Source organism: Actinosynnema sp. CA-299493 (assembly GCF_050946825.1).
In the GTDB taxonomy this organism is placed as follows: domain Bacteria; phylum Actinomycetota; class Actinomycetes; order Mycobacteriales; family Pseudonocardiaceae; genus Actinosynnema.
This window is the reverse complement of the sequence record NZ_CP191993.1, coordinates 2,376,666-2,401,958: the sequence shown is the minus strand read 5'-3', so window position 1 is coordinate 2,401,958 and position 25,293 is coordinate 2,376,666. Positions and strand designations below refer to the sequence as shown.

At 72.2% G+C, this 25,293-nt stretch carries 24 protein-coding genes and 1 pseudogene; 6 read left to right on the top strand and 19 right to left on the bottom strand.

Features of this window, described 5'->3' with window-relative positions; all coding sequences use genetic code 11:
• Positions 1-9 precede the first annotated feature (9 nt).
• Genes ACQPYE_RS11550 through ACQPYE_RS11540 form a run of 3 tightly spaced genes read right to left on the bottom strand, consistent with a single transcriptional unit; the run spans position 10 to position 2,970 of the window.
• Complete coding sequence (locus ACQPYE_RS11550) at positions 10-867, bottom strand: maleylpyruvate isomerase family mycothiol-dependent enzyme (protein WP_498721098.1); 858 nt, start codon at positions 865-867, stop codon at positions 10-12.
• A 51-nt stretch (positions 868-918) separates the two neighbouring features.
• Complete coding sequence (locus ACQPYE_RS11545) at positions 919-1,815, bottom strand: LysR family transcriptional regulator (protein ID WP_498721097.1); 897 nt, start codon at positions 1,813-1,815, stop codon at positions 919-921.
• A 24-nt stretch (positions 1,816-1,839) separates the two neighbouring features.
• Complete coding sequence (locus ACQPYE_RS11540) at positions 1,840-2,970, bottom strand: DUF418 domain-containing protein (RefSeq protein ID WP_498721096.1); 1,131 nt, start codon at positions 2,968-2,970, stop codon at positions 1,840-1,842.
• Between the two features lie 271 nt (positions 2,971-3,241).
• Between ACQPYE_RS11540 and urtA the strand changes: the two genes are divergently transcribed.
• Genes urtA through urtE form a run of 5 tightly spaced genes read left to right on the top strand, consistent with a single transcriptional unit; the run spans position 3,242 to position 7,862 of the window.
• Complete coding sequence (gene urtA / locus ACQPYE_RS11535) at positions 3,242-4,459, top strand: urea ABC transporter substrate-binding protein (protein WP_498721095.1); 1,218 nt, start codon at positions 3,242-3,244, stop codon at positions 4,457-4,459.
• 31 nt (positions 4,460-4,490) lie between these two features.
• Positions 4,491-5,366, top strand: coding sequence for an urea ABC transporter permease subunit UrtB (gene urtB, locus ACQPYE_RS11530; RefSeq protein WP_498721094.1), 876 nt, complete (start codon positions 4,491-4,493; stop codon positions 5,364-5,366).
• Entirely contained in the window at positions 5,363-6,421 is a 1,059-nt protein-coding gene (gene urtC, locus ACQPYE_RS11525; RefSeq protein WP_498721093.1) for an urea ABC transporter permease subunit UrtC, read from the top strand. Before urtB ends, urtC begins: the two co-directional genes overlap by 4 nt.
• Positions 6,418-7,167: an urea ABC transporter ATP-binding protein UrtD gene (gene urtD / locus ACQPYE_RS11520; RefSeq protein WP_498721092.1), complete on the top strand. Its 750-nt coding sequence runs from the start codon at positions 6,418-6,420 to the stop codon at positions 7,165-7,167. The genes urtC and urtD overlap by 4 nt, the downstream gene beginning before the upstream one ends.
• A complete protein-coding gene (urtE, locus tag ACQPYE_RS11515) occupies positions 7,167-7,862 on the top strand; it encodes an urea ABC transporter ATP-binding subunit UrtE (RefSeq protein ID WP_498721091.1) in 696 nt (231 codons plus the stop codon). Before urtD ends, urtE begins: the two co-directional genes overlap by 1 nt.
• A 1-nt stretch (position 7,863) precedes the next feature.
• Here the strand turns inward: urtE and ACQPYE_RS11510 are convergent, their stop codons facing one another.
• From ACQPYE_RS11510 to ACQPYE_RS11455, 12 genes and pseudogenes are all read right to left on the bottom strand, one after another.
• A complete protein-coding gene (locus ACQPYE_RS11510) occupies positions 7,864-9,060 on the bottom strand; it encodes an NHL repeat-containing protein (protein ID WP_498721090.1) in 1,197 nt (398 codons plus the stop codon).
• A complete protein-coding gene (locus ACQPYE_RS11505) occupies positions 9,057-9,815 on the bottom strand; it encodes a bestrophin-like domain (RefSeq protein WP_498721089.1) in 759 nt (252 codons plus the stop codon). The genes ACQPYE_RS11510 and ACQPYE_RS11505 overlap by 4 nt, the downstream gene beginning before the upstream one ends.
• Positions 9,816-10,081: 266 nt before the next feature.
• Positions 10,082-11,173, bottom strand: a complete 1,092-nt coding sequence (locus tag ACQPYE_RS11500) for a hypothetical protein (protein WP_498721088.1) — start codon at positions 11,171-11,173, stop codon at positions 10,082-10,084.
• A complete protein-coding gene (locus ACQPYE_RS11495) occupies positions 11,170-11,526 on the bottom strand; it encodes a hypothetical protein (RefSeq protein ID WP_498721087.1) in 357 nt (118 codons plus the stop codon). Before ACQPYE_RS11495 ends, ACQPYE_RS11500 begins: the two co-directional genes overlap by 4 nt.
• The gene (locus tag ACQPYE_RS11490) at positions 11,523-12,329 is read right to left on the bottom strand and encodes a hypothetical protein (RefSeq protein WP_498721086.1); all 807 of its coding nucleotides are present in this window, start codon (positions 12,327-12,329) and stop codon (positions 11,523-11,525) included. Before ACQPYE_RS11490 ends, ACQPYE_RS11495 begins: the two co-directional genes overlap by 4 nt.
• On the bottom strand, positions 12,326-13,396 hold the full coding sequence (locus ACQPYE_RS11485) for a hypothetical protein (protein WP_498721085.1): 1,071 nt from the start codon (positions 13,394-13,396) through the stop codon (positions 12,326-12,328). Before ACQPYE_RS11485 ends, ACQPYE_RS11490 begins: the two co-directional genes overlap by 4 nt.
• A 76-nt stretch (positions 13,397-13,472) precedes the next feature.
• Positions 13,473-14,114, bottom strand: a complete 642-nt coding sequence (locus ACQPYE_RS11480) for a response regulator (RefSeq protein WP_498721084.1) — start codon at positions 14,112-14,114, stop codon at positions 13,473-13,475.
• A complete protein-coding gene (locus ACQPYE_RS11475) occupies positions 14,102-15,631 on the bottom strand; it encodes a sensor histidine kinase (protein WP_498721083.1) in 1,530 nt (509 codons plus the stop codon). Before ACQPYE_RS11475 ends, ACQPYE_RS11480 begins: the two co-directional genes overlap by 13 nt.
• A gap of 33 nt (positions 15,632-15,664) precedes the next feature.
• Positions 15,665-16,963, bottom strand: coding sequence for an FAD-dependent oxidoreductase (locus tag ACQPYE_RS11470; RefSeq protein ID WP_498721082.1), 1,299 nt, complete (start codon positions 16,961-16,963; stop codon positions 15,665-15,667).
• A 123-nt stretch (positions 16,964-17,086) separates the two neighbouring features.
• Complete coding sequence (locus ACQPYE_RS11465; RefSeq protein ID WP_498722883.1) at positions 17,087-17,398, bottom strand: proprotein convertase P-domain-containing protein; 312 nt, start codon at positions 17,396-17,398, stop codon at positions 17,087-17,089.
• Between the two features lie 54 nt (positions 17,399-17,452).
• Positions 17,453-18,253 (bottom strand): annotated as a pseudogene (locus ACQPYE_RS11460) (S1 family peptidase); the annotation flags it as partial.
• 186 nt (positions 18,254-18,439) lie between these two features.
• Positions 18,440-19,561, bottom strand: coding sequence for a hypothetical protein (locus ACQPYE_RS11455; protein ID WP_498721081.1), 1,122 nt, complete (start codon positions 19,559-19,561; stop codon positions 18,440-18,442).
• Positions 19,562-19,652: 91 nt separating this feature from the next.
• Here ACQPYE_RS11455 and ACQPYE_RS11450 point away from each other — a divergent pair, with 91 nt between their 5' ends.
• Positions 19,653-20,225: a TetR/AcrR family transcriptional regulator gene (locus tag ACQPYE_RS11450; protein WP_498721080.1), complete on the top strand. Its 573-nt coding sequence runs from the start codon at positions 19,653-19,655 to the stop codon at positions 20,223-20,225.
• Between the two features lie 136 nt (positions 20,226-20,361).
• Here ACQPYE_RS11450 and ACQPYE_RS11445 read toward each other — a convergent pair whose 3' ends face one another.
• The 4 genes from ACQPYE_RS11445 to ACQPYE_RS11430 all read right to left on the bottom strand — a co-directional run bounded on the left by ACQPYE_RS11445 (position 20,362) and on the right by ACQPYE_RS11430 (position 25,272).
• Positions 20,362-21,858 (bottom strand): chymotrypsin family serine protease, encoded by a 1,497-nt coding sequence (locus tag ACQPYE_RS11445; RefSeq protein WP_498721079.1) that lies wholly within the window; start codon positions 21,856-21,858, stop codon positions 20,362-20,364.
• A 95-nt stretch (positions 21,859-21,953) separates the two neighbouring features.
• On the bottom strand, positions 21,954-22,766 hold the full coding sequence (locus ACQPYE_RS11440) for a nitroreductase/quinone reductase family protein (protein ID WP_498721078.1): 813 nt from the start codon (positions 22,764-22,766) through the stop codon (positions 21,954-21,956).
• Positions 22,767-23,281: 515 nt separating this feature from the next.
• Positions 23,282-24,586 (bottom strand): ABC transporter permease, encoded by a 1,305-nt coding sequence (locus ACQPYE_RS11435; RefSeq protein WP_498721077.1) that lies wholly within the window; start codon positions 24,584-24,586, stop codon positions 23,282-23,284.
• Positions 24,583-25,272, bottom strand: coding sequence for an ABC transporter ATP-binding protein (locus tag ACQPYE_RS11430; RefSeq protein ID WP_498722882.1), 690 nt, complete (start codon positions 25,270-25,272; stop codon positions 24,583-24,585). The genes ACQPYE_RS11435 and ACQPYE_RS11430 overlap by 4 nt, the downstream gene beginning before the upstream one ends.
• Positions 25,273-25,293: the final 21 nt, after the last annotated feature.

Below are 25,293 nucleotides of genomic sequence, written 5' to 3'. Positions count from 1 at the left end.
CGGGTGGGCTCAGCCGGACAGCGGCACGGAGTTCGTCGGCAGGCGGACGGTGCGGAGGAACGCGGGCAGCAGCCACGGACGTCGCCCGCCGACCCGCAGCTTGCCCGTCAAGGCGGCCCGGGCCCGGCTGACGCGGCCGAACAGCACCAGGTTCAGCACGGCCGGGTCGAAGGTCAGGCGCACGTCGACCGGGTCGCCCGGCTCGCCGACCGACACCCGGCCCCGGTGCAGGACGAGCGTGACCGGTGTCGTGTGGCGGGAGCGGAAGGCCACGGCGACGCGGCGGTCGCTGGGCGGTCCGCCGTCGAGCACGACGCCGACGTCGTTGCGCATCATGCCGACGATGAACAGCTCGAAGAACAGCGCGGCCTCACCCGGCGGGATGGACCACGGCGCGTCGACACCGCGGGCGATGTCCCGGCCGTGGACGAGCAGTTCGTTGACGAGGTGGGCCAGCACGCCCGCGATCGGCACCTTGGACGCGCCCAGCCACGGCACGGTCCGCTCCGGGTCGGTCCCCGCCGTCAGGTCCAGGATCGTGGCCACCATCGAGCGCAGCATCGCGGCCAGGGCGGCGGGGTCGCGCTCGGTGAACCGCCGCAGCGCCAGGTCGTTCAGGTCGGCGACGGTGTCCACCGTGACGGTGGGGATGCGCGCGGCCAGCTCCGGGTCGGCCACCTCGGCGCCGTCCGGCGCCAGCAACGTGGTGTAGATCGAGGCGATGGCGACGACGTGCGCCGCCGTGTCCGCCACCGTCCAGTCGGGGGTGGCGAGCGCCCTCGGGTCGGACGCGGCGACGAGGTCCGCGAACCGCCCCGTCACGTCGGACAGCACGCCCCGCACCACCGGCCACTGCTGGGAAACCACGGCACCCCCCAAGTCCTCGACGGGACGATAACAGTGTTTCGACGCGGCCGGCTACCGATCGACCAGCCGCACGGTGGCTTCCACGAACGCGCGCACCACCGGCCGGGTGGCCCCCGAGGTCCACGCGACCACGATCCGCAGCGGTTCGATGTCGGTCACCGGGCGCCACGCCAGGTCGGGGTGCGCGTAGTACGCCGCCATCGACTCCGGCCCCAGGCACACCGCCGCACCGGCCGCGACGTGCTCCAGCATCTCGTCCACGTTGTCGTTCTCCGGTCCCCACACGGGTTCCCCGCCGTCCGGGCGCGGGTTGACGGCCCACCAGTCGACCCACGCCTTCGACGCCTTGCGCGTCCACATCAACGGCTCGTCGCGCAGGTCCGCGATGCCCACCGACTCCCGTGCAGCCAACGGGTGGTCGCGGGCCAGGGCGACGCAACGCGCCTCGGTCGCCACCGGGTGGGTGCGCAGGCCGTCGGTGTCGGCGGGCAGCCAGACGAACGCCACGTCGACCACCCCCTGCCGCAGGGCGTCCGGCTCGCCGCCCCAGTCGCACCGCTTCGGCTCGATCGTCACGTCGGGCCGCTGCTCGGCGAACACCGCCCTGGCCCGTCGCGCCACGCTGCCGCCGCCCGACGCGACGAACCCGACCCGCAGCACGTTCGCCTCGGCCGCCGCCGCCGACCGCGTCGACCGCACCGCGTCCCGCCAGTCGACGAGCGCCCTGCGCGCCAACGGCAGCAACTCGCCGCCCGCCGCCGTGAGCAGGACCTCCCGCCCGGTCCGCACGAACAACTCGACGCCCAGGTCCGCTTCCAACTGCCTGATCTGCCTGCTCAACGCGGGTTGCGACACGTACAGCTCCCGCGCCGCGCCGGTGAAGCTCAACCGCTCGGCCACGGCCACGAAGTACCGCAGCACCCTGGTGTCCACGTCGAGAGGACTCATACCGCCAGCGTATTGGCCGCCGGATCACGCCGTGACCGACCGTCGCCGCGGCGCCCGGTAGGCCCAGTCCCACACCGTCTCCACGGGGCCGCGCTCGAACCGCCCCATCCACCACGACGCGCCCACCAGCAGCAGCACGGCGACCGCCAGCCACACGCCACCGGTGAACCACGGGCCGAGGTGACCCCAGCGGCGCGCCAGGCCCAGGCCCCACTCGAAGCAGAGCGCGGACGCGATCACGTTCTGGCCGACGTAGCAGCTCAACGCCGACCGGCCGACCGCCGTGAGGCCCCGCCGCACCGGCCCCGCCTCGGCCCGCAGCCGGCCGACCACCTCGGCGATCCCGCCGAGCAGCCCGAACGCGACCAGCGGCGCGCACACGTACCGGTCGACGGCGAACCAGTCCGCGCCGGCCAGCGTGGTGGCGACGTTCGCCGGCACGCCGACACCGAGGCCCCCCACCATCAACCGCCGGCGGATCCTCGTGCCGCGCGCGGAGCTCTCCAACGCGCCCGCCCGGAACAGCCGCGCGCCGGCCAGGAACAGCAGGGCGCTCAGCGGCAGCACCAGGAACCCCTCGGCCCGGAAGACCGCGAAGTGCTCGACCCGCGCCCGCACGCCGTCCCACCAGCTGTCGGTGGCCACCACGAACCCGGGATCGCCGACCGTCGTGCCGCCGGTGAGCAGGGCTGCCGTGATCAGGCCGACGACCGCCACGTTCAGCGCGCCCATCGCCACCATCCAGCCGACCTGGACCCGACCGCCGCGCCCCACCAGGTAGGCGACCAGCACGGACACCACCGCGTAGAACATCAGCACGTCGAACTCGAAGACCAGCACGTAGTGCAGCAGGCCCTCGAACAGCAGCAGCGCCGAGCGCCACAGGTACCAGCCGGGCCACCGCCGCCCCCGCCGCTCGGCCGAGCGGTGCTGGATCGCCAGGCCGATGCCGAACATGATCGACAGCAGGCCCAGGAACTTGCCGTTGCTGATCATCTGGAGCAACGCCGTCGCGGTGTCGCCCGCGCCCGAGCCGAAGTCGGCCAGGAAACCCGTCACGCCCCGTGGATGCGTGAAGGCCCACACGTTGGTCCCGAACGTGCCCAGGATCGCCACACCGCGCAGCACGTCCAGCGCCACGATTCGCTCGCCCATGACCCTCCTCCCCGAACTGCTCCCGAACGGCTCCCGAACCGAACGTAGGACGAGGGGCGGTCTGCGATCGTCGGCCGAAGGTGCCCGGCCGTGTCGCACCTTCGGACGATGGCGGCGGCCGAACGGATGACACCGCGACAGCGGATGGTGAACCCGGTAGGTCACAAGTGCATACCGTGCGCACTTGGCCACGGGAACGTAACCTCGCGCGCCCGGCACGCAACACGCGGTTCATACCTTCTCGGTTCCACCAGCCCGAAAGGAGCCGCCGGTGCGTTCCAGAACCCTCAGCCGCGGTCTGCTCGCCCTCCTGCTGCCCGCCCTCCTCGCGACGGCCTGCGTCGACGAGCCCGGTGGCGGCGCGGGCGCTTCCGGTGACGAGATCAAGGTCGGCGTCCTGCACTCGTTGAGCGGCACGATGGCCATCAGCGAGGTGACCGTGCGCGACGCGGAGCTGCTGGCCATCGAGGAGATCAACGCCAAGGGCGGGGTGCTGGGCAAGAAGATCGTCCCGGTCACCGAGGACGGCGCGTCGGACTGGCCCACGTTCGCCGAGAAGGCGCAGAAGCTGATCTCGCAGGACAAGGTGGCCGCGGTGTTCGGCGGCTGGACCTCCGCCAGCCGCAAGGCGATGCTGCCGGTGTTCGAGCGCAACAAGGCGCTGCTGTGGTACCCGGTGCAGTACGAGGGGCTGGAGAGCTCGCCGTACATCTTCTACACCGGCGCGACGACGAACCAGCAGATCGTGCCCGCGCTGGACTACCTGGCCTCGCAGGGCAAGAAGAAGATGTTCCTGGTGGGCAGCGACTACGTGTTCCCGCGCACCGCCAACAAGATCATCAAGGCGTACGCCGCCGCCAAGGGCATCGAGGTGCTGGGCGAGGAGTACACGCCGCTCGGCCACACCGAGTACAGCACCCTGGTCAACAAGATCGCCGACGCGAAGCCGGACGCGGTGTTCAACACCCTCAACGGCGACAGCAACGTGGCGTTCTTCAAGCAGCTGCGCGGTTCCGGCATCACGCCGCAGACCACGCCGGTGGTGTCGGTGAGCGTCGCCGAGGAAGAGGTCAAGGGCATCGGGCCGGAGAACGTGGCCGGGCACCTGGTGGCGTGGAACTACTACCAGACCACCACCACGCCCGCGAACGACGCGTTCGTCAAGGCGTTCAAGGCGAAGTACGGCGCGGACAAGGTGACGTCCGACCCGATGGAGGCCGGTTACAACGCGGTCTACCTCTGGGCGGAGGCGGTGAAGAAGGCGGGCACGACGGAGGTCGAGGCGGTGAAGAAGGCCGCGGGCGGCATCACGATCGAGGCGCCCGAGGGCACCACCACCATCGACGGCGACAACCAGCACGTCGCCAAGACCGCGCGGATCGGCGTGGTGCAGGCGGACGGCCAGATCAAGGAGGTGTGGTCCTCCCCCGGCCCGATCAAGCCGGACCCGTACCTGAAGAGCTACGACTGGGCCGGCGGCCTGAGCTGAGCCCGACAACCGGCAGGGACGGGAGGACCACGTGGGGGCATTGGCGAACCAGCTGCCCATCGGGCTGAGCATCGCCGCGGTGCTGCTGCTCATCGCGCTCGGGCTGACGTTCACGTTCGGCCAGATGGGCGTGATCAACATGGCGCACGGCGAGTTCATCATGGCGGGCGCGTACACCGCGTACCTGTTGCAGGGATTCACCAGCCAGTCGTTCCTCATCGCGCTGCCGGTCGCGTTCGCCGTGGCCGGGTTGATGGGGCTGCTGCTGGAGTGGTCGCTGATCCGGCGGTTCTACGGTCGGCCGCTGGACACGCTGCTGTTGACCTGGGGCGTGAGCCTGGTGCTGCAACAGCTCGCGCGTGACGTCTTCGGCGCGCCGAACGTGCAGGTGACCGCGCCGGGCTGGTTGGTGGGCGGCGTCGACGTGCTCGGCGTGCGGCTGCCCCACAACCGGGTGTTCACCATCGTGCTGGCCGTGGTGTGCGTGGTCGGGGTGTGGCTGTACCTGACCAGGCTGCCGGCTGGCCGGCGGATGCGGGCGGTGGTGCAGAACCGGGAGCTGGCCGCCTACAGCGGCATCGCCACCGGGCGGGTGGACCGGTTCACGTTCCTGCTCGGCTCGGGGCTGGCCGGGGTGGCGGGCGTCGCGCTGACGCTCGTCGGACCGGTCGGCCCGAGCTTGGGCACCTTCTACATCGTGGACGCGTTCCTGGTCGTGGTCGCGGGCGGGCTGGGCCAGTTGCGCGGCGCGGTGCTGGCGGCGCTCGCGCTCGGGTTCCTCAACAGCTACCTGGAGTTCTGGACGGACGCGAGCCTGGCCAAGGTGCTGGTGTTCGTGGCGATCATCGCGTTCCTCCAGGTCCGGCCGCAGGGCATGTTCGTGCTGAAGGGGAGGGCGTTGGTATGACGTTGGGTCGCATCTCCCTCGTGGCGTGCGTGGTGTTGTTGGCCTTGGCCCCGCTGGCGCTCTCGCCGTTCCGGCTCGGGCTGCTGGCGAAGTACCTGTGCTTCGCGATCGTCGCGGTCGGCATCGCGCTGGCCTGGGGCCGGGGCGGGATGCTGACGCTCGGGCAGGGCGTGTTCTTCGGCCTGGGCGGCTACGCGATGGCCATGTACCTGAAGCTGGAGGAAGCCGGGTCGGCCGGGCTGCCCGACTTCATGGTGTGGAGCGGGGTCGAGGAGCTGCCCGCGCTGTGGAAGCCGTTCGGCAACCCGGTGTTCGCGCTGGCGGCGGTGGTGCTGGTGCCCGGGCTGCTGGCGTTCCTGCTGGGGCTGCTGGTGTTCCGGCAACGGGTGCGCGGCGCGTACTTCGCGATCCTGTCCCAGGCGTTGGCGGCGGCGTTCGTGATCCTGCTGATCGGGCAGCAGGGGCTGACCGGCGGCACGAACGGGATGACGAACTTCAGCCGGTTCTTCGGGCTGGACCTCACCGACCCGAACGGGCAGCGGGCGGTGTACGCGATCACGGCGCTCGTGCTGGGGGCGACGTTCCTGGTGGCGAAGCTGCTGGTGCGCAGCCGCTTCGGGCGGCTGCTGGTGGCCGTGCGCGACGGCGAGGACCGGGTGCGGTTCCTCGGCTACGACCCGGCCGTGGTCAAGACGATCACGTTCACCGTCTCGGCGGTGATGGCGGGGCTGGCGGGCGCGTTGTTCGTGCCCGTGGTCGGCATCATCTCCCCCGCGCTGCTCGGCATCGTGCCGTCGCTGGAGCTGCTGGTCGGCGTCGCGGTCGGCGGGCGGTTCGTGCTGGCCGGCGCCATCGCCGGGGCCATCGCGGTCAACTACGCCAAGACGCTGTTCAGCGAGGACTTCGCCGAGGGCTGGCTGTACCTGCAAGGCGGGCTGTTCGTGCTGGTGCTGGTGTTCGCGCCCAAGGGCCTGGCCGGTGTCGTGGAGTCGCTGCGGTACCGGTGGTCGTCCCGCAAGGGCGCCGTTCCGGCTCCGGTGGAGGTGGCGGCGTGACGGCGTTGCTGGAGGTGCGCGGCCTGCGCGTGGTGTTCGACGGCTTCGCGGCGATCGACGGTCTGGACCTCACCGTCGAGGAGGGCGAGCTGCGGTTCCTGATCGGGCCGAACGGCGCGGGCAAGACGACGTTGATCGACGTGGTCACCGGGCTGACCAAGCCGGCGGCGGGCAGCGTGCGGTTCGGCGGCCAGGAACTGGTGGGCCGGCGGGAGCACCGGATCGTGCGGATGGGCGTCGGCCGCACGTTCCAGACCGCCACCGTGTTCGAGGAGCTGACCGTGGTGGAGAACCTCGACCTCGCGGACAGCTTCCGGCTGCCGCTGCGGTCGTTGCTGCGACGGCGGCGCGGCGTGTCCGACGCGGTGGCCTCGGCGTTGGAGACGGCGGAGCTGACCGCGGTGGCCGACCGGCCCGCCGGTGTGCTCTCGCACGGGCAGCGGCAGTGGCTGGAGATCGGGATGCTGCTGGTGCAGGGGCCGAAGCTGCTGCTGCTGGACGAGCCGGTGGCGGGCATGAGCCGGTCGGAGCGGGAGCGGACCGGTGAGCTGCTGCACCGGATCGCGTCGACGCACACGGTGGTCGTGGTGGAGCACGACATGGAGTTCCTGCGCAAGTACGCGCGCAAGGTCACCGTGCTGCACCAGGGCCACGTGCTGCGCGAGGGTTCGGTCACCGAGGTGCAGGAGGACCCGCGGGTGCGCGAGGTGTACCTGGGTCGGGCCAAGGGGAAGGCGGTGACGTGATGCTGTCGGTGTCCGAGGTGGACGCCGCCTACGGGCGGGCACGGGTGCTGTTCGGCGTGGGGCTGGAGGTGCCCGCCGGGTCGCTGGTGTGCGTGATGGGCCGCAACGGGGTCGGCAAGACGACGTTGCTGAAAACCGTGATGGGCACGCTCACGCCCACGGCCGGCCGGATCACCTTCGACGGGCAGGACATCACGCGGCTGCCGACGCACCTGCGGGTGCGCGCGGGCATGGCGTACGTGCCGCAGGGCCACGTCTCGTTCCCGCAGCTGACCGTCTGGGAGAACCTGCGGGTGACGCTGGAGGCCACCGGCCACCGCGACCCGGCGGCGGTGGACGAGGCGCTGGACGTGTTCCCGGCGTTGCGGGAGTTCCTCAAACGTCCGGCCGGTTTCCTGTCCGGTGGTCAGCGGCAGCAGCTGGCCATCGCCCGGGCGTTGATCACCCGGCCCCGGCTGCTGCTGCTCGACGAGCCGACGGAAGGCGTCCAGCCGTCCGTCATCGACGAGATCGAGGCGGCGATCGAGCGGCTGCACCGGGAGGCGGGGGTGACCGTGCTGCTGGTGGAGCAGTACCTGGACTTCGCGTTGCGGCTGGCCGACAGCTTCGTGGTGCTGGACGCGGGCGAGGTCGTGCACGCGGGCGCGACGGAGGAGCTGCACGACGAGGAGGTGCGCCGGATGCTGGCCGTCTGACCTACCGCCGCCTGCTCGCGGCCTGGCGGGCGAGCGCGCCCGCGGCCAGGATCAGGATGATCGCGACCAGGCCCCAGCGCCGTTGGTCGCGGACGACGTTGCTGGTGGGCGCCAACGTCTCCACCCGCCGGTCCGGCACTTCGATGTCGGCCGGCGGTGGGGGCGGCGGAGGTGGCGGCGGCGGTGTGTTCGGCGGTGGGGGCGGTGGGTTCTCCGGCGGCGGGATGTACGGCGGCGCCGCGGGCGCGGGCGGGACCGTGGTGGTCGTCGTCAGGGCGATGGTCGTGGTGGTGGTCGGCGGGGTCGTGGTGGTGGTCGTGGTCGTGGTGGTCGTCGGCGGGATGGTGGTCCTCGTCGTGGGCGGTGCGGTCGTGGTGGTGGTGGTGGTGGTCGTGGGCGGTGTGGTCGTCGTCGTGGTGGGCGGCGTGGTCGTGGTCGTCGTGGGCGGTGTCGTGGTCGTCGTCGGGATCGGGATGGTGGTCAGGCAGCCCGACGAGTCGATGGTGTGCAGGGCCGTCCTGGACGAGATCTCCGTGACCACGCCCGAGCCGTCCAGCGCCACCCGCCACAACGTGCTCCGGCCGCCGTGGCTGTTGTTCGTGGCGTACAGCGCGCCGTCCGGGGCCAGGGTCACCGCGCCGTAACCGCTGCCACCAGGCAGCTTGCCCGCGCCGGGCACGGGCTTCGTCTTGCCGGTGCGCGGGTCGATGGTGACCACCACGCCGTGGCCGTGCTCGTACGTGGCGACGCCGTAGAGCAGGCCGTCGTCCGGGTTGACGTCGAAGTCGTCGACCGTCACCCCCTTCCACGGCCACAGCAGCACCTCGTGCAGGACATGCCCGAACGTGGGGCTGCCCGGGTCGATGTCGACCGAGCGCAGCCACGACCCGGTTCGCACGACCAACCGCTCGTCCACCACCACGCCCGCGGTCGCGAGCCGCAGCGAGGACGACGGCGGCGTCGGCTCGCCGACCACCCGGCCCGTCCGGTCGAGGGCGATGAGCCTGCCGCGGTCGTCCAGGCCGTACACGAGGTTCTGCCCGGCCGAGAAGCCGATGGCGTTCAGCCGCACGTCGAGCGCGTTCAGCGCGGTCGTCTCGCCGGACGGCAGCCGCACCCGGAAGACGGTCGACGGACCGTGGGCCCCCGCCTCGACCTGGATGACGGTGCACACGACCTGCGCGAACGCCTCGATCATCCGAATCGCTCCACGGCGGCCTCGAACGCCGCGGGACTCACCCCGGCGCCACCGCCGAACGGGTTCTGCAGCTGGTAGATCGCGTACAGCAGCAGCGTGATGGTCGCGGCGAGGGTCGCCACGATGAGCACGTGCGTGCGGATGCGCGCCCCGCCGAACAGCAGCGGCAGGCACACGGCCAGCACGCTGCCCGCGATCAGCACGAACCAGACCACCGAGCTGACGCCGCCGCCCGCCGCGTCCAGCCGCTCCTGCCGGGCCTGGTACACCTGCCAGAGCTGGTTCGCGGCCTCGGTCTTGCGGTCGACCTGCCACTCGTCGTCCGTCTGCGCCTCGGCCACGACCCGGCGCAGCTCGTCGAGCTGCGACCAGCCGGCCGACTCGAACGAGGTGCCCGCCGTCATGCCCGGCCACTCGTCCTCGATCACGCTGACGGCGTAGTCGCGGGACAGCTCGCGCACCTTCGCGCCGGTCTCCGGGGACAGCGAGTCGCTCGCCCACGTGGCCGCCACCAGCCCGTCCGCCTCGCGGTAGGAGGAGTCGCCGGCCTGGGTGGAGGCGTCGAACAGGGCGATGAGCACGAACGCCACCAGGACCGCGTGCAGGCCGCCCACGATCGTGAAGACCTGGCCCGCGGACTCGTTGTTCGCCGAGCGGCCTTCGAGCTCGCCGTACTTGCGGATCAAGTACGCCAGCACGGCGGCCACGACGGCGGCGCCGCCGACCCACAGCAGACCTGTGAGGTAAATGCTCATCGACACCCTTTCCCACTCGGATGAATTCCACAGATCCGCCGATTCACTCAGGAGAAAGCTAGTGATTGACCCGATCCAGTGAGAAGTGCGTTCATCCGAGTGCCGGCAAACCCCAAGCTGTCAGGTGACACGGTCACCCCATACGACCAGCGCCGCCAGTCGGAAGCCGCCGTAATGCGGTGGAATCCAGCTAATCGAGCTAACCGATTAGCCCAATCGAGTTGTTTTCATAACGACAGACGGTCATGAAATTCCAGAATATCCCCTCAGCCCGCGAACAGCAGGGCCAACCCGCCCGAGGTGTAGGCGACCATCAGCGCCAGCAACGGCACCTGGCCGGTCAGGTGCCGGCCGGGCGGCAGCAGCCGCAACGCGCGGTCGTGCGCGGACACCACGGCCAGCAGGTGCCCGGCGAGCACCGCCCCCAGCTGCACCGACGCCACCAGCGCGGGCGCGGCGAGCGTGTCGTCGGGCGTGAAGCCGGTGACGCCGAGCAGCAGCGCGACGGCCCGCTGCCCCTCCACGGCGAGCAGCGAGAAGTAGTGCGCCACGACGTACCCGGCGACGATCGGCACCATCGAGTGGGCGAGCTGCCCGCCGAGCGACCGGCACGCCGCCAGGTAGCTGCCCGCGACCAGCGCCACGGCCGCCACCAGCCCCGCCGCGTCCGGCACGGACAGGCGTTCCCAGGCCGGGGTGGAGCCGATGCCGTCGAACGCGGTCGACCCGAGCAGCACCGCCACCACTGCGACCAGGCCGGGCCGCACGGGCGTGGCGACGAGCGCGCGGAACGGGTTGCCGCGCAGCGGCGACAACCGGCCCAGCAGCGTCGAGAACACCTCGAACCCGTCGGCCCGCTCGAACCACGTGCCGCCGAACACCACGCCGCCGGCGACGTTCACCACCGCGTAGACCACCAGGAACCACGGCAACGCCGCCGGCGAGACCAGCTCCACCCAGGTGAACACCAGCAGGCCGAGCGCGGCGGGCCAGTGGCCGAGCCGTTCGGGGTACGCGCGGCCGAGCGTGACGCGGGTGGCCAGGCGCAGCGGGTTGACCACCCGCCACACCGGGCCCAGCAGCACCGACAGCACCGGCACGCCCACCCACAGCAGCACGAACACCAGGTGCGGCCACGCCGGCGCGGGCACGAGCACCAGCCCGAGCGCGACCAGCAGCCGCACCGGCCACCGGTCGCGCTCGGGTCTCGGCTCCGCGGCGTCGAACCGCGGCGTCGTCCACAGCAGGCCCAGCGCCAGGAACGAGGCCAGCAGCGCGACCGCCGCGCCCTGGAGCACCAGGTCCAGCGGGAGCGGCAGGTCGTGCCGGGCGCCGACCCCGTGCGCGAGGACCGTCACCGCACGACCAGCCGCACGAGCAGCGTGTCGGGGTGCGCCTCCACGTCGAACGTGCCGGTCCGCGTCGCGGTGAACGCCAGCACGGCCGGTTTCCCCCGCTCCGCCTTGGCCAGCACGTCGACGCCGTGCACGTGCACGTCCACCGGCTCCTCGCTGGTGACGGTCAGCTCGACGACCTGACCGCGCACCGCCTCCACCGTCCGCGGCGACGCCTGGTCCACCGACAGGGCGAGCACCAGCGGGTCGACGGCGGGCGGCGCGGTCTCGGGCCCGGTCTCGGGTCCGGTCTCGGGTCCGGACGAGCAGCCCGCCAGCACGAGCAGCGCGAGCACCAGCGCGTGAACGGTCTTCATGTGGTGGGACCAGTCCTTCTCAAGTAGTCGAACCCGCCGGCGGCGAGGCCGAGCCCGCCGCCCAGGGTGAGGGCCACGAGCAGCCGGTCCAGGTCGGCCGGACCGGCGAACGGCAGCTGGGAGAACCGGAAGCTGTCGAAGTCCGGTATCCCCGCCACCACCACCATCGCGCCCACGACGGCCGCCACGAACGCCGCCGCGGGCCTGCGCCGCGCCGCCGCCACCACGGCGACCGCGCCCAGCGGCCACGCCACCAGGCCGACACCGCTCGCGCCGAGCAGCAGCGGCACGAACGACCCGCCCGTCACGGCGAGCGTCGAGCCGACCGCGTGCCACACGTGCGCGGCCGTCACCACGACGACGCCGGCGGCGAGCAGTTCCCGCCTGCGGCCCAGGAGGTAGCCGCCGAGGGCGAGCGCGACCGTGATCAGCAGCCACCACCACGGGTTCGGCCCCGGTACGACGTCCACCCGGCCCTTGACCACCGACCGGTCGAGCGGCACCTCCCACCGCGACGCGGTCGTGCGCTCGTCGCGGAAGCGGTAGGTCTCGCCCGGCCCGATCACGTGGCCGGCCGCCGCGGTCCGGTCGTCGGCTCCCCCGACGGTGACCGCGGCGACGCCCCCGTTGCGGATCTCCAACTGCGTGCCGTGGTTGACCATCGTCGCGGTGACGCCGGGCAGCGGCGGTTCGATCCCGGTCACCCGGCTCAGGTGGTCCTGCGGCGTGAGGCCGCCCGCGTGCGCGTGGGCCGGGCCGGCGGCGGTGACCAGCAGGACGAGGGCCAGGAGCAGCGCCCTCACCGGCGGGCGGTCGGCACGAGCACCACCGCCATCAGCACACCGTGCAGCGCGGCCATGACCGGCGCCCCGGTCCACATCTCGGTGACGCTCGGCGTCGTGCCCTGGTCGATGATCGCCGCCGCGAAGAACACCGCCCACGTGGCGAACGACGCCGCGCCGGCGAAGATCCGGTACTCCTTGACCCGGCCCTCCGACGGGTTCAGCTTGAGCAGCAGCACGTCGATCACGACACCGGACACGACGAACCCGATCGCGGTGCTGATGTTCTCGTAGTCGGCCACGGCGGTGCTCAGCAGCATCACCACGAAGGCCAGCAGGGTCGCCGTGCCGAACGGCAGCCGGAACCGGCGCACGGCCAGCAGCAGCGGCAGGATCATGATCAGGTTGGTGACCACGATCGAGGCGGCGAGCTCGGCCGCCCGGCCGGTGCCGTTGGCGCCCTTCTCGAAGCTGAACGCCCTGATCACCTGTTCGCCGGTGAACACGGTCGCGTCGGCGTACCCGGCGAACAGCAGCACCAGCGAGGTGGTGAACGCCAGCGCCAGCCCGGCAGGCAGGAACCGCCGCAGGGACGGGCTCACCACGTCCGGGTCGCTCCACAGCGCGCGCAGCGGCGCGGTGAGGATCAGCACCATCGACGTGATCAGCGCCAGGTGGGTCGGGCTGAACAGGATGTCGATGCCCTGCTCGACGCCGATGAACGTGTGCCACAGGTAGTCGCCGACGCCCGCCGCGGCGAACAGCGGCAGCGCGATCACCGCCGGGCCGTAGCCGATCGGCACCGCGTCCAGCCCGCGCAGCCCCTGCTGGTGGTTGCGCCACAGCACCCAGAGGATCCACGCGCCGGTCGCGGCGAAGCCCGAGTAGAACACCGCGTGCCACGGCGTGAAGAACGACTCCAGCTCGGGCACGTTGGAGTGCGCCCACGCGTCGAGGAACAACCCGATCGAGAACCAGGTGCCGAGCAGCACCGTGATCAGGTCCGTGCGGTAGTCGGCGCGGGAACGACGGCTCGTCGCCGGGCTCCCCGCCGAGTCGTCAACTGCTGCTTCGCGCCCCGGTGTCATGGGACGAGCCTGCCCGCGCCGGGCACCTCCCCGGAATCGTGCCACCCCCACCGCGTGGTGCGGTTAACCGCACCTCTCAGGCGTTGAGGTAGCGCAGGACGGCGAGCACGCGGCGGTGGTCGTGCGGGCTCGCGGTCAGCTCCAGCTTGGTGAAGATGCTGGTGCAGTGCTTCTCCACGGTCCGCTCCGCGATGAACAGCCGCCGCGCGATGGCCTGGTTGGTGCGCCCTTCCGCCATCAGCGCGAGCACCGCCCGTTCCCGGTCGGTGAGCCGGTCGTCGCTGTCGTCGCGCCGCCGCACCAGCAACCTGCTCACCACCTCCGGGTCGAACGCCGAGCCGCCCGCGCCCACGCGCCGGATCGCGGCGGCGAACTCGGCCAGGTCCGACACCCGGTCCTTGAGCAGGTAGCCGACGCCGTCCGCGCCCGCGTCCAGCAGCTCGGCCGCGTAGCTCACCCGGACGTACTGCGACAGCACGAGCACACCCGTCGCGGGGTACTGGCGGCGCAGCGCCACCGCCGCGCGCAGCCCTTCGTCGGTGTGCGTCGGCGGCATCCGGATGTCCACGACGGCCACGTCGGGCCGGTGCCCGGCCACCGCCGCCATCAGCGCCGGCGCGTCCTCGACCGCCGCCACCACGTCGAACCCGGCCTCGGCGAGCAGCCGCGTCAACCCCTCGCGCAGCAACGTCGAGTCCTCCGCGATCACGACCCGCACGGCAGCACCACCCGCAGGCTCGTGCCCGTCGCCGCCGCGCTGACCACCCGCATCGTGCCCCCGTTCGCTTCCACCCGTTCGCCCAGGCCGCGCAGCCCCGAGCCGCGCACCGGGTCCGCTCCCCCGCGCCCGTCGTCGTCGACCTCCACCACCAGCCGACCGTCCCCGCCGCTGATCACGACCTTGGTCCGGGACGCCTCGGCGTGCTTGGTGACGTTCGCCAGCGCCTCGGCGACAACGTAGTACGCGGTCGTCTCCACCAGCGGCGGGACCGTGTCCGGCAGGTCGAGCGTCAGGTCGACCCGCGGTTCGGCCAACGCGGCCAGCTCGCGCACCGCGCCGTGCAGGCCGCGTTCGGTCAGCACCGGCGGGTGGATGCCGTGGCACACCGCGCGCACGTCGTCGATGGTCGCCAGCACCGCCTGCTTGGCCTCGGCGGCGAGCGCCCTGGCGCGTTCCGGCGGCACGGTCTCGGCCAGCCCCAGCGTCATCACCGCCGACAGCAGCCGCTGCTGGACGCCGTCGTGCAGGTCGCGCTCCAACCGGCGGCGCTCGTCCTCGGCCGTCCGCAGCACCTTCGCGCGCGACTCGGCAAGCTGCCGGACCTTGGCCCGCAGCTCGGCGGTGAGCCGTTCGTTCTCCAGCGCCAGGCCGACGGCGGCGCACGCGGCGTCCACGAGTTCCAGGTCCAGCACCGGGTCGTGCAGCAGCACGGCGACCGGCGTGCCGCCCCGGTCCACCCTGGTGTGCGCGGAGTCCGGCGCGACCGGCTCCCCGTCCACGTCCACGTACCGCTCCTGCTCGGCCACCCAGTACGCCACCCGCAGGCCCGGGTCGTGCAGGGTGGCGGCCAGCGCCTCCTGCACGCCGTCGCGCCGGTTGTCGCCGCTGAGCCGCACCACCAGGTCGGCCACCTCGCCGCGGTCCATCCGGCGGCGCAGCAACCCGGCCAGGTAGGCGAACGGGATGCCGCTCAACGCCAGCGTCAGCACCACGTACGGCGGTTCGAGGCCCGCGCGTTCCACCGGCTCCCACACCACGAACGCGAGGATCGCCACCGCGGTCGCGCCGAGCATCGCGGTCAGGGTCCGCCGCTGCGCGATGCTGCTGCACCGCCAGCGGTGCAGTTGCAGCACCAGCATGGAGATGCCGACGGCACCGGTCATCATCGTCTCGGACTCGCCGATCCCGGCGGCCCACGGCTGGCGCTGGTACTCCGCGGCCACGGTGAGCACCACGCTCTCGGCGTACCCGGCGCCGACGACCAGCCGGCGCGGCAGGGTGCGCAGCCTGCCCGTCGGGAACGCGACCAGCGCGTGCCCGAGCAGCGAGGGCCACCCCTTGGCCGCCAGCATCAGCAGCATCGAACCGTCGCCGACGAGGTAGTCGAGCAGCCAGCCCACCCCGACGAGCACGAACAGCAGCCCGATCCGGTTGCGCGGCTGCGCGCGGCGGCTGATCACACCCGCGATCACGTAGACCGCGCTCACCGCGAACATCGCGAACGGCAGCAGCATGGTGCCCAAGGTAGCCGCGCCGGTGACCCGGGCTCAGCCGCGGCGCACACCCCCGATCACGACGCGCGCCAGCACGTCCGGGCGCAGGATCGACGACGGCGGCTGGAGCAGCCCGATGGTGCGGATGAACGCGGTGGCGGCCACGGGGTCGTGCGTGGCGACGCGTTGCAGCCGGGCGACGTACCGGTTCAGCGCCTTGGTGGACAGCGAGCGGTGGCCGGTGATCTCCGGCAGCGCCAGGTCGCCGAGCGCGTTGAGCTGCCACACCGGGTCGATGATCCGGGCCGCCGCGCGGAAGAACCGCCCCGCCAGGTCGGCCTCGCCGTCCTGGAGGCACTTCCGCAGCGCTTCGGCCTCCATCGCCGCGACGGTCATGCCCTGGCCGTAGATCGGGTTGAAGCTGCACATCGCGTCACCGAAGACCAACAGGCCGGCCGGGAACTGCCGCAGCCGCTCGTACCGGCGGCGCAGGCTGGCCGGGAACCGGTGCGTGCGGATCTCGGTGAGCGGTTCGGAGGCGGCGACGGCGTCCTGCACGTCCGGTGGCGCGGACCGCTTGAGGAACGCCAGGAAGCCCGACTCGTCGGTGGGCGGGTGGTCGCCCGCCATGCCGACCTGGGTGACCATCCACTGGCCGTGCTCCTGCGCGGCGAACGCGAACCCGGTCGGCCGGCCGGGCACCGGGCCGACGAGCACCAGCTTGTCCGGGAACGGCACGGGCGGGCGCACCAGCCGGCTCGCGTACATCATGTCGACGTCGATGCGGTCCTCGGCGGGCGTCGGCAAGCCCAAGGACGCCAACCAGGCCCGTGCCCGACCGGAGCGGCCCATCGCGTCGATCACGAGGTCGGCGGCCAGCACCTCCTCCGCGCCGTCCCGGGCCACCTTGACGCCGACCACCCGGCCGCCCTCGAACACCGGGCCGACCACGTCGTGGCCCGGCAGGAGCCGCACGCCGGGGTGCTGCGCGACCTTCGCCCGGACCGCGCCCTCCAGCATGGGCCGGGTGGTCTGGATGTCGGCCGCGCCGGTGTCGGTGCGCACCATGGGGTGCCCCGCGAGCACGAACCGCGCGTCGACGTTGAACCCGACGCGCAACGCGCCCGCGGCGACCAGCTCGTCGGTCAGGCCGGGGAACATCCCGTCGAGCGCCTGCCCGCCGCGCAGCAGGATCGTGTGGAAGTGCTTGGCCTGCGGCACACCGCGCCGGTGCACGACGTCCTCGGACAGCGGGTCGCGGTCGACCACCGTGATCCGGTCGTAGGAGCCGACCAACGCGCGCGCTGCCAACAGCCCGCCCATGCTCGCGCCCAACACCACCGCATGCGTCATCCGGCGACTCTGACAGCGTCGGCCACCGCTGTGCTTCTTCCCCTGTGCGGACCTGGCCGGATCTTCTGGCACGCGGATGGCGGACCGCGCGCCGAGAGGCTCGGCGCGCGGTCGTCGGGTGGGTCAGAAGGTGAGCCGCCAGGCGTCCACGTAACCGGTGTCCTGGCTGTAGACGTCCTGCACCTTGAGCCGCCACGTGCCGTTGGCGACCTCGGACGAGGCGTTCACGGTGTAGGTGGCGACCACGTCGGGCGTGCTGGAGTTGCTGGAGCTCTTCACCCGGTAGGTGGAGCCGTCCGGCGCGACCAGGTCGATCACCAGGTCACCGCTGTAGGTGTGCTTGACGTCCACGCCGACCTTGAGGGTGGACGGCGCGTTGCCCGTGACGCCGCTGACGGTGACGTTGCTGTAGACCGCCGCGCCCGCGTCGGGGATGGCGACGTTGTCGAGGTTCTCGAAGACCTTGCCGGGGGGCTGCGGCGTGCCGCCGAGGTTGGCCGCCGCCTGGTTGATGGCCGCCGCGAACGTGCTCACCTCGGTGTAGACGCCCGGGTTGTCCGCCCGCGCGCACCCGTTGCCGTGGCTGACGATGCCGACCTGGACCCACGCGCCGTTGTTGTCGCGGCGGAACATGGGGCCGCCCGAGTCGCCCTGGCAGGTGTCGACGCCGCCCGCGAGCTTGCCCGCGCACAGCTCGGCGGCCGGGATCAGGTCCGCGTAGTACGGGTCGGAGTTCTTGCACGTGGTGTCGTCGATGTAGTCGACGTTCGCCTTGAGCAGGTAGCGGGACTGGCCGCCGTTCTCACGCGTCGCGCCCCAGCCGGCCACGGTGAACACGCCGGTGTTGTAGGTGGCGGCGGTGGCGATGGGCAGCAGCGCCGCGCCGGTGATCGGGCCGGCCAGCTTGATGATCGCCCAGTCGCCGCCGGTGGCCGTGTCGTAGGTGGCCGAGCGGTGCACGTAGGTGGACGTGCGGGTGACGCGGGTGGTGTCCTGGAGGTCCGCCACGCCGTAGGTGGCGGTGATGGAGGTGTTGTTGCCGGTGCGGCTGACGCAGTGCGCCGCCGTCAGCACCAGCTGATCCGTCAGCATCGAGCCGCCGCAGCCCATGGACAGGCGGACCATCCAGGGGAACTCGCCCTTGGCGGCCTGGGTGCCGCCGACGACCATGGGCGTGGGGGTGCCGGTGTCCGGCACTGGTGGGGCGGCGACCGCCTGGCCCCCGAAAGCGGCCAGGGCGGCGACGATGCCCACACCGAGGGCAAGCGTCCTTCTCACGGTGTCGCGCACGGTTGATCCTTCCCGCGCCCGGCCGGGATCGTGCTCGCAGGGTGGCCGGACGTCGAGATCGCAGGGAACTATCCAGCCGGCCCCTCTGCCGGCGACTCATCGTGCGCGGCGGACGGCCTGCTCACAATCCGTCGATCGACGGGAGTTCTCGCGGTGCGCTCCGTGGTAGGGCGTGGTTCTGCCGCGCTACTGGATGGTGGACGCGGTGACGGTCGGGTCGGCCGCGCCGAGGAAGAAGATGCCCCGGTAGCCCGGCGTCTCGAAGCCGGCGCTCGGGTTGCGGCGCAGCGTGGAGGACTCGACCGCCAACGTGCCGGAGCGGTCGTTGCTGACGAAGAAGACCGCACCGCCGCCCTCGTTCGCCCTGTTGTCCTCCACGACGCTGCCGGCGATGCGGACGGTGAACGCGTTGCCGTCCGCGTAGATCGCGCCGCCGCTGCCGCCGCCCGGGGTGCCGGGGCGGGCCGGGTTCGCGCCGCTGCCGGTGGCGGAGTTGTTGCGCAGCAGGCTGTTCAGCACGACCCAGGACACGCCGATGCCGCTCAACGCGCCGCCGTTGGCGCACGTGCCGCCGTCGAACGTGCTGCCGACCACGAACACCGGCCGTCCCCCCGACTGGCTGAGCACGCGCAGCCCCGCACCACCGAGGTCCGGCCCGGTCGCGCCGCACCGGTTGCGCAGGAACGCCGAGTTCACCACCTTCACCCGACCGCCGCGCACGAACACCGCGCCACCTCCCTCCGCCGCGCCGGCCGAGTTCCCGTCCGCCAGCGTGAGGTTCTGGATGGTCAGCCGGGGGTGGTCCTGGTCCTGGCAGTGGGACGTCGTGATGCCCAACGCCTCGTCGCACGTGTTCTGGTAGAGGATCCGCCGCTGTCCCGCGCCGCTGAGCGTGACCAGTCCCCCGCCGTCCAGCACGACGTCGGGGGCGGCGTCGTTGCGGACCTGCGCGGTCACGGTCATGGTGATGGTGACCGGCTCCGGGCCGCACTCGAACGTGATGACCCCGCCGGCCGCCACGGCCGCGACCACGGCTTGGGGCGTGCAACTGGCCGGCGTGCCGTTGCCGATCACCCGGGTGGGGTTCGCCGTGTCCACGGCCGCGGCCTCGGGAGGCACCGCCACGCCGCCGTTCGGGTTGCCGGCGGGTAGGGGCGTGAACCGGGTGGTGGTGGTCGCTGCGGTCGTTGCGGTGGTGGTCGTTGCGGTGGTGGTGGTCGTCGTTGGCGTCGTGGTGGGCCGGCTGCTGCTGGACGGTGCGGCGAACGGGGGTGACGACGTGCACGCGGTCAGCAGGAAGATCAGCACTAACGCACCACGGGACATAGGGGCGACCTTAACGTGCGCCGACGCGTGGACCGACTTGACTTCCGCCAGGTGTGAGTGGTTGATTACACCCGTGCCAGCCGCAGCGAGCGAACGTCGACTGTCGACCGCCGAGGAGCGTCGCGAGACGGTCCTGCGCACCGCCATCGGCGCGTTCGCCGCCCGCGGTTACTACGGCACCACCACCGGCGAGGTCGCGAAGTCGGCCGGCATCTCCCAGGCCTACGTCTACCGGTTGTTCCCGGACAAGGAGACCCTGTTCCTGGCCGTGGTGGAGCACAGCTTCGCGCGGGTCAGGGAACGGTTCGCGGACGGGGTGGCCCAGGCCAGGGGGAGCACGCCGGAGGACGTCCTGTCCGCGATGGGCGACGCCTACGCGCACCTGATCTCCGAGGAGAGCACGCTCCTGCTGGTGCAGATGCACGCCCAGTGCGCGGCGATCTCCGAGCCGTCCGTGCGCGAGGTCTTCCAGCGCGGGGTGGCGCGGACGGTGGAGTACGTGCGCGGGGTGTCGGGCGGCAGCGAGGAGCAGGTGCAGCAGTTCTTCGCCACGGGAATGCTGTGCCACTTGGTGATGGCGACGCACGCGGACGACGTCGACGCGCCGTGGGCGCGGACGCTGTCGAAGGGCATCCGCCACTACTGAGCCCCGGTCGGCCTCTCCGGCGACCAGTCGCCTCTCACCGTCCACAACGGACACCTCTGGCACCGTCACGGGCGGCCGGCGGGTGCCCGCCTCCTCAGCGTCGGGAGAGGCGGAGGAGGCGGGCGGGTGCGGGAGGTCAGCCGTTCGGGGTGGTGATCACCGAGAAGGTCGACCGCAGGCTCGCGTAGCGGGTGTGGATGTCGGTCAGGATGGTGTCGATCGGCACGTAGTTGTTCAGCTCGCCGGAGACGCAGGCGCCCTGGCGGGACTGCTGGTTGCCCTCCAGGATGCCCAACGCGGTGTGGTCGACCTGGCTGAAGAGCGGACCGCCGCTGTCGCCCGGGCGGGCGCAGAGGTCGGTGTTGATGCCGACGTCGGTGGACAGGACGCGCCCGCAGCGGGTGCCCACGAGGTAGCCCCGGCCGGCTCCGCTGTCGATCGCGCCCGGGTCGTCGACCGCGTTGGAGCCGGAGCCGGTCGCGCACACCACCCAGCCCGCCTTGACCTGGGCCAGGGTGCGGGTCCCCGTGATGTACTCGTCGGCCGACGTGGCCTGCGTGCCGCACGGCGTGTCGGCGTTGCTGTCCGTGCCGCCGTTGCGGCAGAACTTGAGGACGCGGTTGCGGCCCGTGTGGTTCTCCAGCCACGTTTCGCGGGTCGGCGTGTCGACGTACAGCAGAGCCGCGTAGTCGTACGGGTAGGCGTTCCGCTCGATGCCGTGCTGCTGGAGCACGGGCACGCCGTTGTGCTGCGTCGGCGTGTTGTTGGTCTTGGTCGCCATGCAGTGCCCCGCGGTCAGCACCCACGCCTTGCCGGGGTGGCCGCCACCGGTGGAGCGCAGGTTGAAGCCGGCCGTGCAGCCGCCCCAGGTGTTGTCGTCCCGCTTCATGTCCAGCCGCAGACCACCGCGCATCGGCCCGTAGTTCACGCACGCGAGCGGGTGGCAGGCGCCCTGGTCGGGGTAGGTGGCCGCGAGCGGGTTCGGCTTGGGCAGCACCTCGGTCCGCACGGTCAGGCCGGACACGCCGGGCTCCTCGGCCACGGCCCGTCGTGCCGCGTCACCTTCCCGGGTGACGGCGGCAGCGACGTCCGGCGCCACGGCGGCCTTCTCCCGCGCGACCCAAGAGCGCTCCCACAGGACGACCTCGTTGGCGCGCTCGTCGACCGCGGGCAGGTACACCGCGTCGGCCCCGGCGCCCACCTTCGCGGCGATCCGGTCCTTGGCGGCGGTCAGGTCGGCCAACGAGTGCCGCACGGCTCGCGTCCGCACGCGCGCCCGGTCGGGCAACTCCGCCAGGCGCCGGTCCGCGGAGGCCGGGTCGGTCAGGGCCACCACCAGCTCGCCGGACGTCTGGTCGAGCCACATGCCGCCGTACTCGGCCGGGTTCTCCTGGCGCAGCACGCCGTCCAAGCGCACCGACTCCTGCTGGAGTTCGAGCCGGCGCAGCGCCTCCCGCTCGCTGACGCCGTAGCTGTCGACGAGGTACCGCACGGACTCCGCGACCACCGCCGGGTCCAGCGTGGCACGCGCCGACGGCGCAGCGGTGGCTCCTCCTGTCGCGCTCACCGCGGTCGCCACGACGACCAACGAGGCGAACAGGGCCCCCAAGCCCCTTGCTCTACCCACGGACATCTCCTTGCTCGATGGAAACTTGAGTTGCGGAAAACCTGAGTTCAGGAACACGGGCATTCAACCCGACGGGGGCCGGCCCCGGCGGTGAAGCCCGGTCAGACGTCGAGGAAGGGGATCAGCTGCTCCTCCTCGTAGGTCAGGTGGGCCTCCAGCTCGCCGATCACCTTGTCGACGTCCGCGCGCAGGGTCTCCGCGTCGCCGCGTTCGAGGGTCTCCTGCAGCCGCGCCAGCAACGCGGCGATGCTGCCGTGCTCCTCGGCCAGCCGGTCGAGGGTCGGCGCGAGCTCCGGGAACCGGTCCCGCAGCATCGGGAACATGCCGCTGTCCTCGGACGTGTGGTGGAAGCTCAGGCCCTGGCACGCGGTCAGGCAGTTGACCTTGAGCTGCACGCCCAGCACCGGTGCCGACCTGGCGACCTCCCGCCGGATGGTGGCGAGCTCCCGGCGGAACGCGCCGTGCACGAGCTTGAGCGCCGCGCCCCAGCTCGACGCGTTCGGCGGGCCGCCGGAGACCTGCGCGAGCGCGACCACGGGGATCCGCCGGGACGTCTTGGCCTGGTAGTCGGCCCAACCCGGGTCGGACTCGACCGCCCGCGCCCACAGCTCGTCGCGTTCCTGGCCGTCCAGGACGGTGGCCTCGGCGTCGTAGGTGAAGACCCCGTCCTCCACCTGCACGACGGGGTTCGCCACGAGGTTGTGGAACCAGTCGGGGTGGCGTGGCGAGCCGCCGGCGGACGCGACGACGACGATCCGGTCGCCGTCCGGCAGGTAGCCGACGGGGTTCGTGTGGCGTGCGCCGGTCCGCGCGCCGGTGGTGGTCAGCAGGATGAGCCTGCCTCCTTCGAAGGGTCCGCCGACGTTGCCCGCGTTGGCGCGGAACTCGTCGATCACCTGCTGGTTGAAATCCATCTGCGGTTCGTCTCCTGATTTTGGGCATGACCGGATCACCACGGGTGAATTGCGCCGTGGTTTTCGGTGAAGGTTTTGTGGAGGCGCGCGGGCACAGCGGTCCCGCGCGATGTCACGTGTGCGGCACAAGTGCGCGCGAAGGCGCGTGCGCGCGTGCGTGTGCACGCGGGCAGGCACGCGTCAGTGCGCTGATGTGCTGGTGTGAGGAGGAACCGGGTGCGTCGCGGCGACGTGTGCGGAACCACGTGCGCGGAAACCCGGGAATTCCGGTGCGCGGCGGGCCTCTGGCCCACCCGGCGGTCAAACCGTGGCCGGGTGACTCTCTCGCTCGTGGCCCAAGGCCGACCCGGCAGTCACGAGTGCGAGCCTATCCCGGGAATGCGCGGTCGGGCAACTTCCGCATTGTGCGAGATCGGTGACGTGCCCCGACTTCTTCGCGGTGGGGCACGGCCAGTCGGCGACACGTCAGGGTGTGCGCCCCTGAACCGCCGACCGCCGTGCCCCGGCCGCCGCGCCTAGGCCCGCATGACGGTGGAGATGGGGATCCGCGCCGCGCGCAGCGCCGGGACGAGGCCGCCGAGGACGCCGGCCACCAGGCCCGCGATCACCCCGGCCACGCCCGCCTGCCACGGGAACGCCGTGCCCTCCAGCGCGGGGAACCGCGAGCCGAACACCACCAGTGCCAGCTTCAGCCCCATGACGCCCGCGCCGATCGCCAACGCCGCCGTGAGCAGACCGGTCAGCAGCGTCTCGGCCAGCACGATGCCCGCCAGCAGCAGCCGGGGCGTGCCGACGGCCCGGCGCAGCGCGAACTCCTCGATGCGCTCGCCCACGGTGGCCAGGCCGACGTTGAGGATGCCCGCCACGCCGATCATCAGCACCAGCGCCGCCATGCCGAGGAAGATCCAGCGCATCAGCGCCAGCTCGGTGGACATCCGCTCCAGCGTCTCGACCGTGTTCACGTGGATGCTGTCCGCGGGTGTGCCCGCCGCGACCAGCCTGGCCCGCAGGACGTGCTCCACCTCGACCGCCGTCGGCGTCATGAGCACCTGCAACCCGGGGCCGGACCGGCTGTCGCTCATGCCGGTCACCGGCAGCCAGTTCAGCAGCTCGTCGACCCGCACGTAGGCGGTCGGCTCGTAGCCGCCGTCGTCGATCACGCCGACGAACCGGGGCGTGGGGTTGGCGGTCGCGCCGTCGACCCTCATCTCCGCCGGCACCTGGTAGCGGCTGAAGGCCTTCGCCGCCTCCTGGTTGAGCACGAGCCTCGGCGCCAGCGACGGCGCGCCGCCGAAGTCGAGCCACTGGCCCTGCGACGGGCGGAACGGCCGGAACTGGCGGATGTCGCCCGTCAGCCCGACGAGTTGCAGCTCGATCGCCTGACCCCGGGGCGAGTTCGCGTCGCCGTCGTCGAGCGGGCGGCAGCCGGACTCGTCGCACGTCATCCGCGCGCCGCCGCCGGGCTGGTCGATCGGACCGCCGCCCTCGTTGATCGGCTTCACGCCGGGTTCGCCGATGATCGCCCGCGCGCTGGTCATGGCGACCGCGTCGGTGCGGCCCCGGAGGACCTCCAACGCCACCGGCACGGTCTGCCCCTCCGGCGACAGGTACATCTGCCGGGTGCCGTCCTTGCCCTGGTTCAGCTCGACGTCGGCGAGCATGGCCCGGTTCGCGATCTCCGCGCCCGCCTGCACCACGACCACGGCGAGCACGCCGAGGAACAGGCTGACCATCGACAGGAACGTGCGCAGCTTGCGCGCCCGGATGCCCTGGCCGCCGATGATCAGCGACGCCCGGAGCCTGCCCGACAGCCTGATCACGCGACCACCCGCTGTCCGGCCGGGCGCAGCAGGCCGTCGGACAGGTGCAGCACCCGGCCCATCTTCGCGGCGTGGTCGTGGTCGTGGGTGACGAGCACCAGCCCGCAGCCCACGTCGGTGGCCTGGCGCAGGACTTCCACGACGAGGTTGCCGGTCTCCGTGTCCAGCGCGCCGGTCGGCTCGTCGGCCAGCAGGATCCGGGGCTCGCGCACCAGGGCGCGGGCGATCGCGACGCGTTGCTGCTCGCCACCGGACAGCCGGGGCGGCTTGTGCTTGGCCAGGTGGCCGATGCCGACGCGGTCCAACGCCGCCAGCACCTTGGCCTTGCGCTTGCGCCTGGGCAGCCAGCCCTGGCCGTTGACCAGCGCCATGGCCACGTTCTGCGCCGCCGTGAGGTGCTTGAGCAGGAAGAAGCGCTGGAACACGAACCCGAACTCGGCGCTGCGCAACGCGGCGGCCTTGCGTTCGGGGATCTTCGTGATGTCCCGGTCGCCCAACAGGTACTGGCCGCCGTCTGGCCGGTCGAACAGGCCGATGAGGCTGAGCAGCGTGCTCTTGCCGGAGCCGGAGCGGCCGAGGATGGCGACGCTGTCGCCCGCGTGCACGGTGAGGTCGACGCCCGCGAGGATGGCGCGCGGCTCGTCCTGGCCCTTGAGGGTCTTGGTGAGGCCGGTGAGGTGGATCAGCGGCGGCGAGGAGAGAGGTGG

Excerpts from the sequence above, each read along its gene's own strand:
- ACQPYE_RS11510 (WP_498721090.1), bottom strand. The coding sequence starts at position 9,060 with ATGATCGAGGCGTTCGCGCAGGTCGTGTGCACCGTCATCCAGGTCGAG.
- ACQPYE_RS11470 (WP_498721082.1), bottom strand. The coding sequence starts at position 16,963 with ATGACGCATGCGGTGGTGTTGGGCGCGAGCATGGGCGGGCTGTTGGCA.
- urtE (WP_498721091.1), top strand. The coding sequence starts at position 7,167 with ATGCTGTCGGTGTCCGAGGTGGACGCCGCCTACGGGCGGGCACGGGTG.
- ACQPYE_RS11440 (WP_498721078.1), bottom strand. The coding sequence starts at position 22,766 with ATGGATTTCAACCAGCAGGTGATCGACGAGTTCCGCGCCAACGCGGGC.
- ACQPYE_RS11485 (WP_498721085.1), bottom strand. The coding sequence starts at position 13,396 with ATGACACCGGGGCGCGAAGCAGCAGTTGACGACTCGGCGGGGAGCCCG.
- ACQPYE_RS11545 (WP_498721097.1), bottom strand. The coding sequence starts at position 1,815 with ATGAGTCCTCTCGACGTGGACACCAGGGTGCTGCGGTACTTCGTGGCC.
- ACQPYE_RS11445 (WP_498721079.1), bottom strand. The coding sequence starts at position 21,858 with ATGTCCGTGGGTAGAGCAAGGGGCTTGGGGGCCCTGTTCGCCTCGTTG.
- urtC (WP_498721093.1), top strand. The coding sequence starts at position 5,363 with ATGACGTTGGGTCGCATCTCCCTCGTGGCGTGCGTGGTGTTGTTGGCC.
- ACQPYE_RS11475 (WP_498721083.1), bottom strand. The coding sequence starts at position 15,631 with ATGCTGCTGCCGTTCGCGATGTTCGCGGTGAGCGCGGTCTACGTGATC.
- ACQPYE_RS11495 (WP_498721087.1), bottom strand. The coding sequence starts at position 11,526 with ATGAAGACCGTTCACGCGCTGGTGCTCGCGCTGCTCGTGCTGGCGGGC.
- ACQPYE_RS11505 (WP_498721089.1), bottom strand. The coding sequence starts at position 9,815 with ATGAGCATTTACCTCACAGGTCTGCTGTGGGTCGGCGGCGCCGCCGTC.
- ACQPYE_RS11540 (WP_498721096.1), bottom strand. The coding sequence starts at position 2,970 with ATGGGCGAGCGAATCGTGGCGCTGGACGTGCTGCGCGGTGTGGCGATC.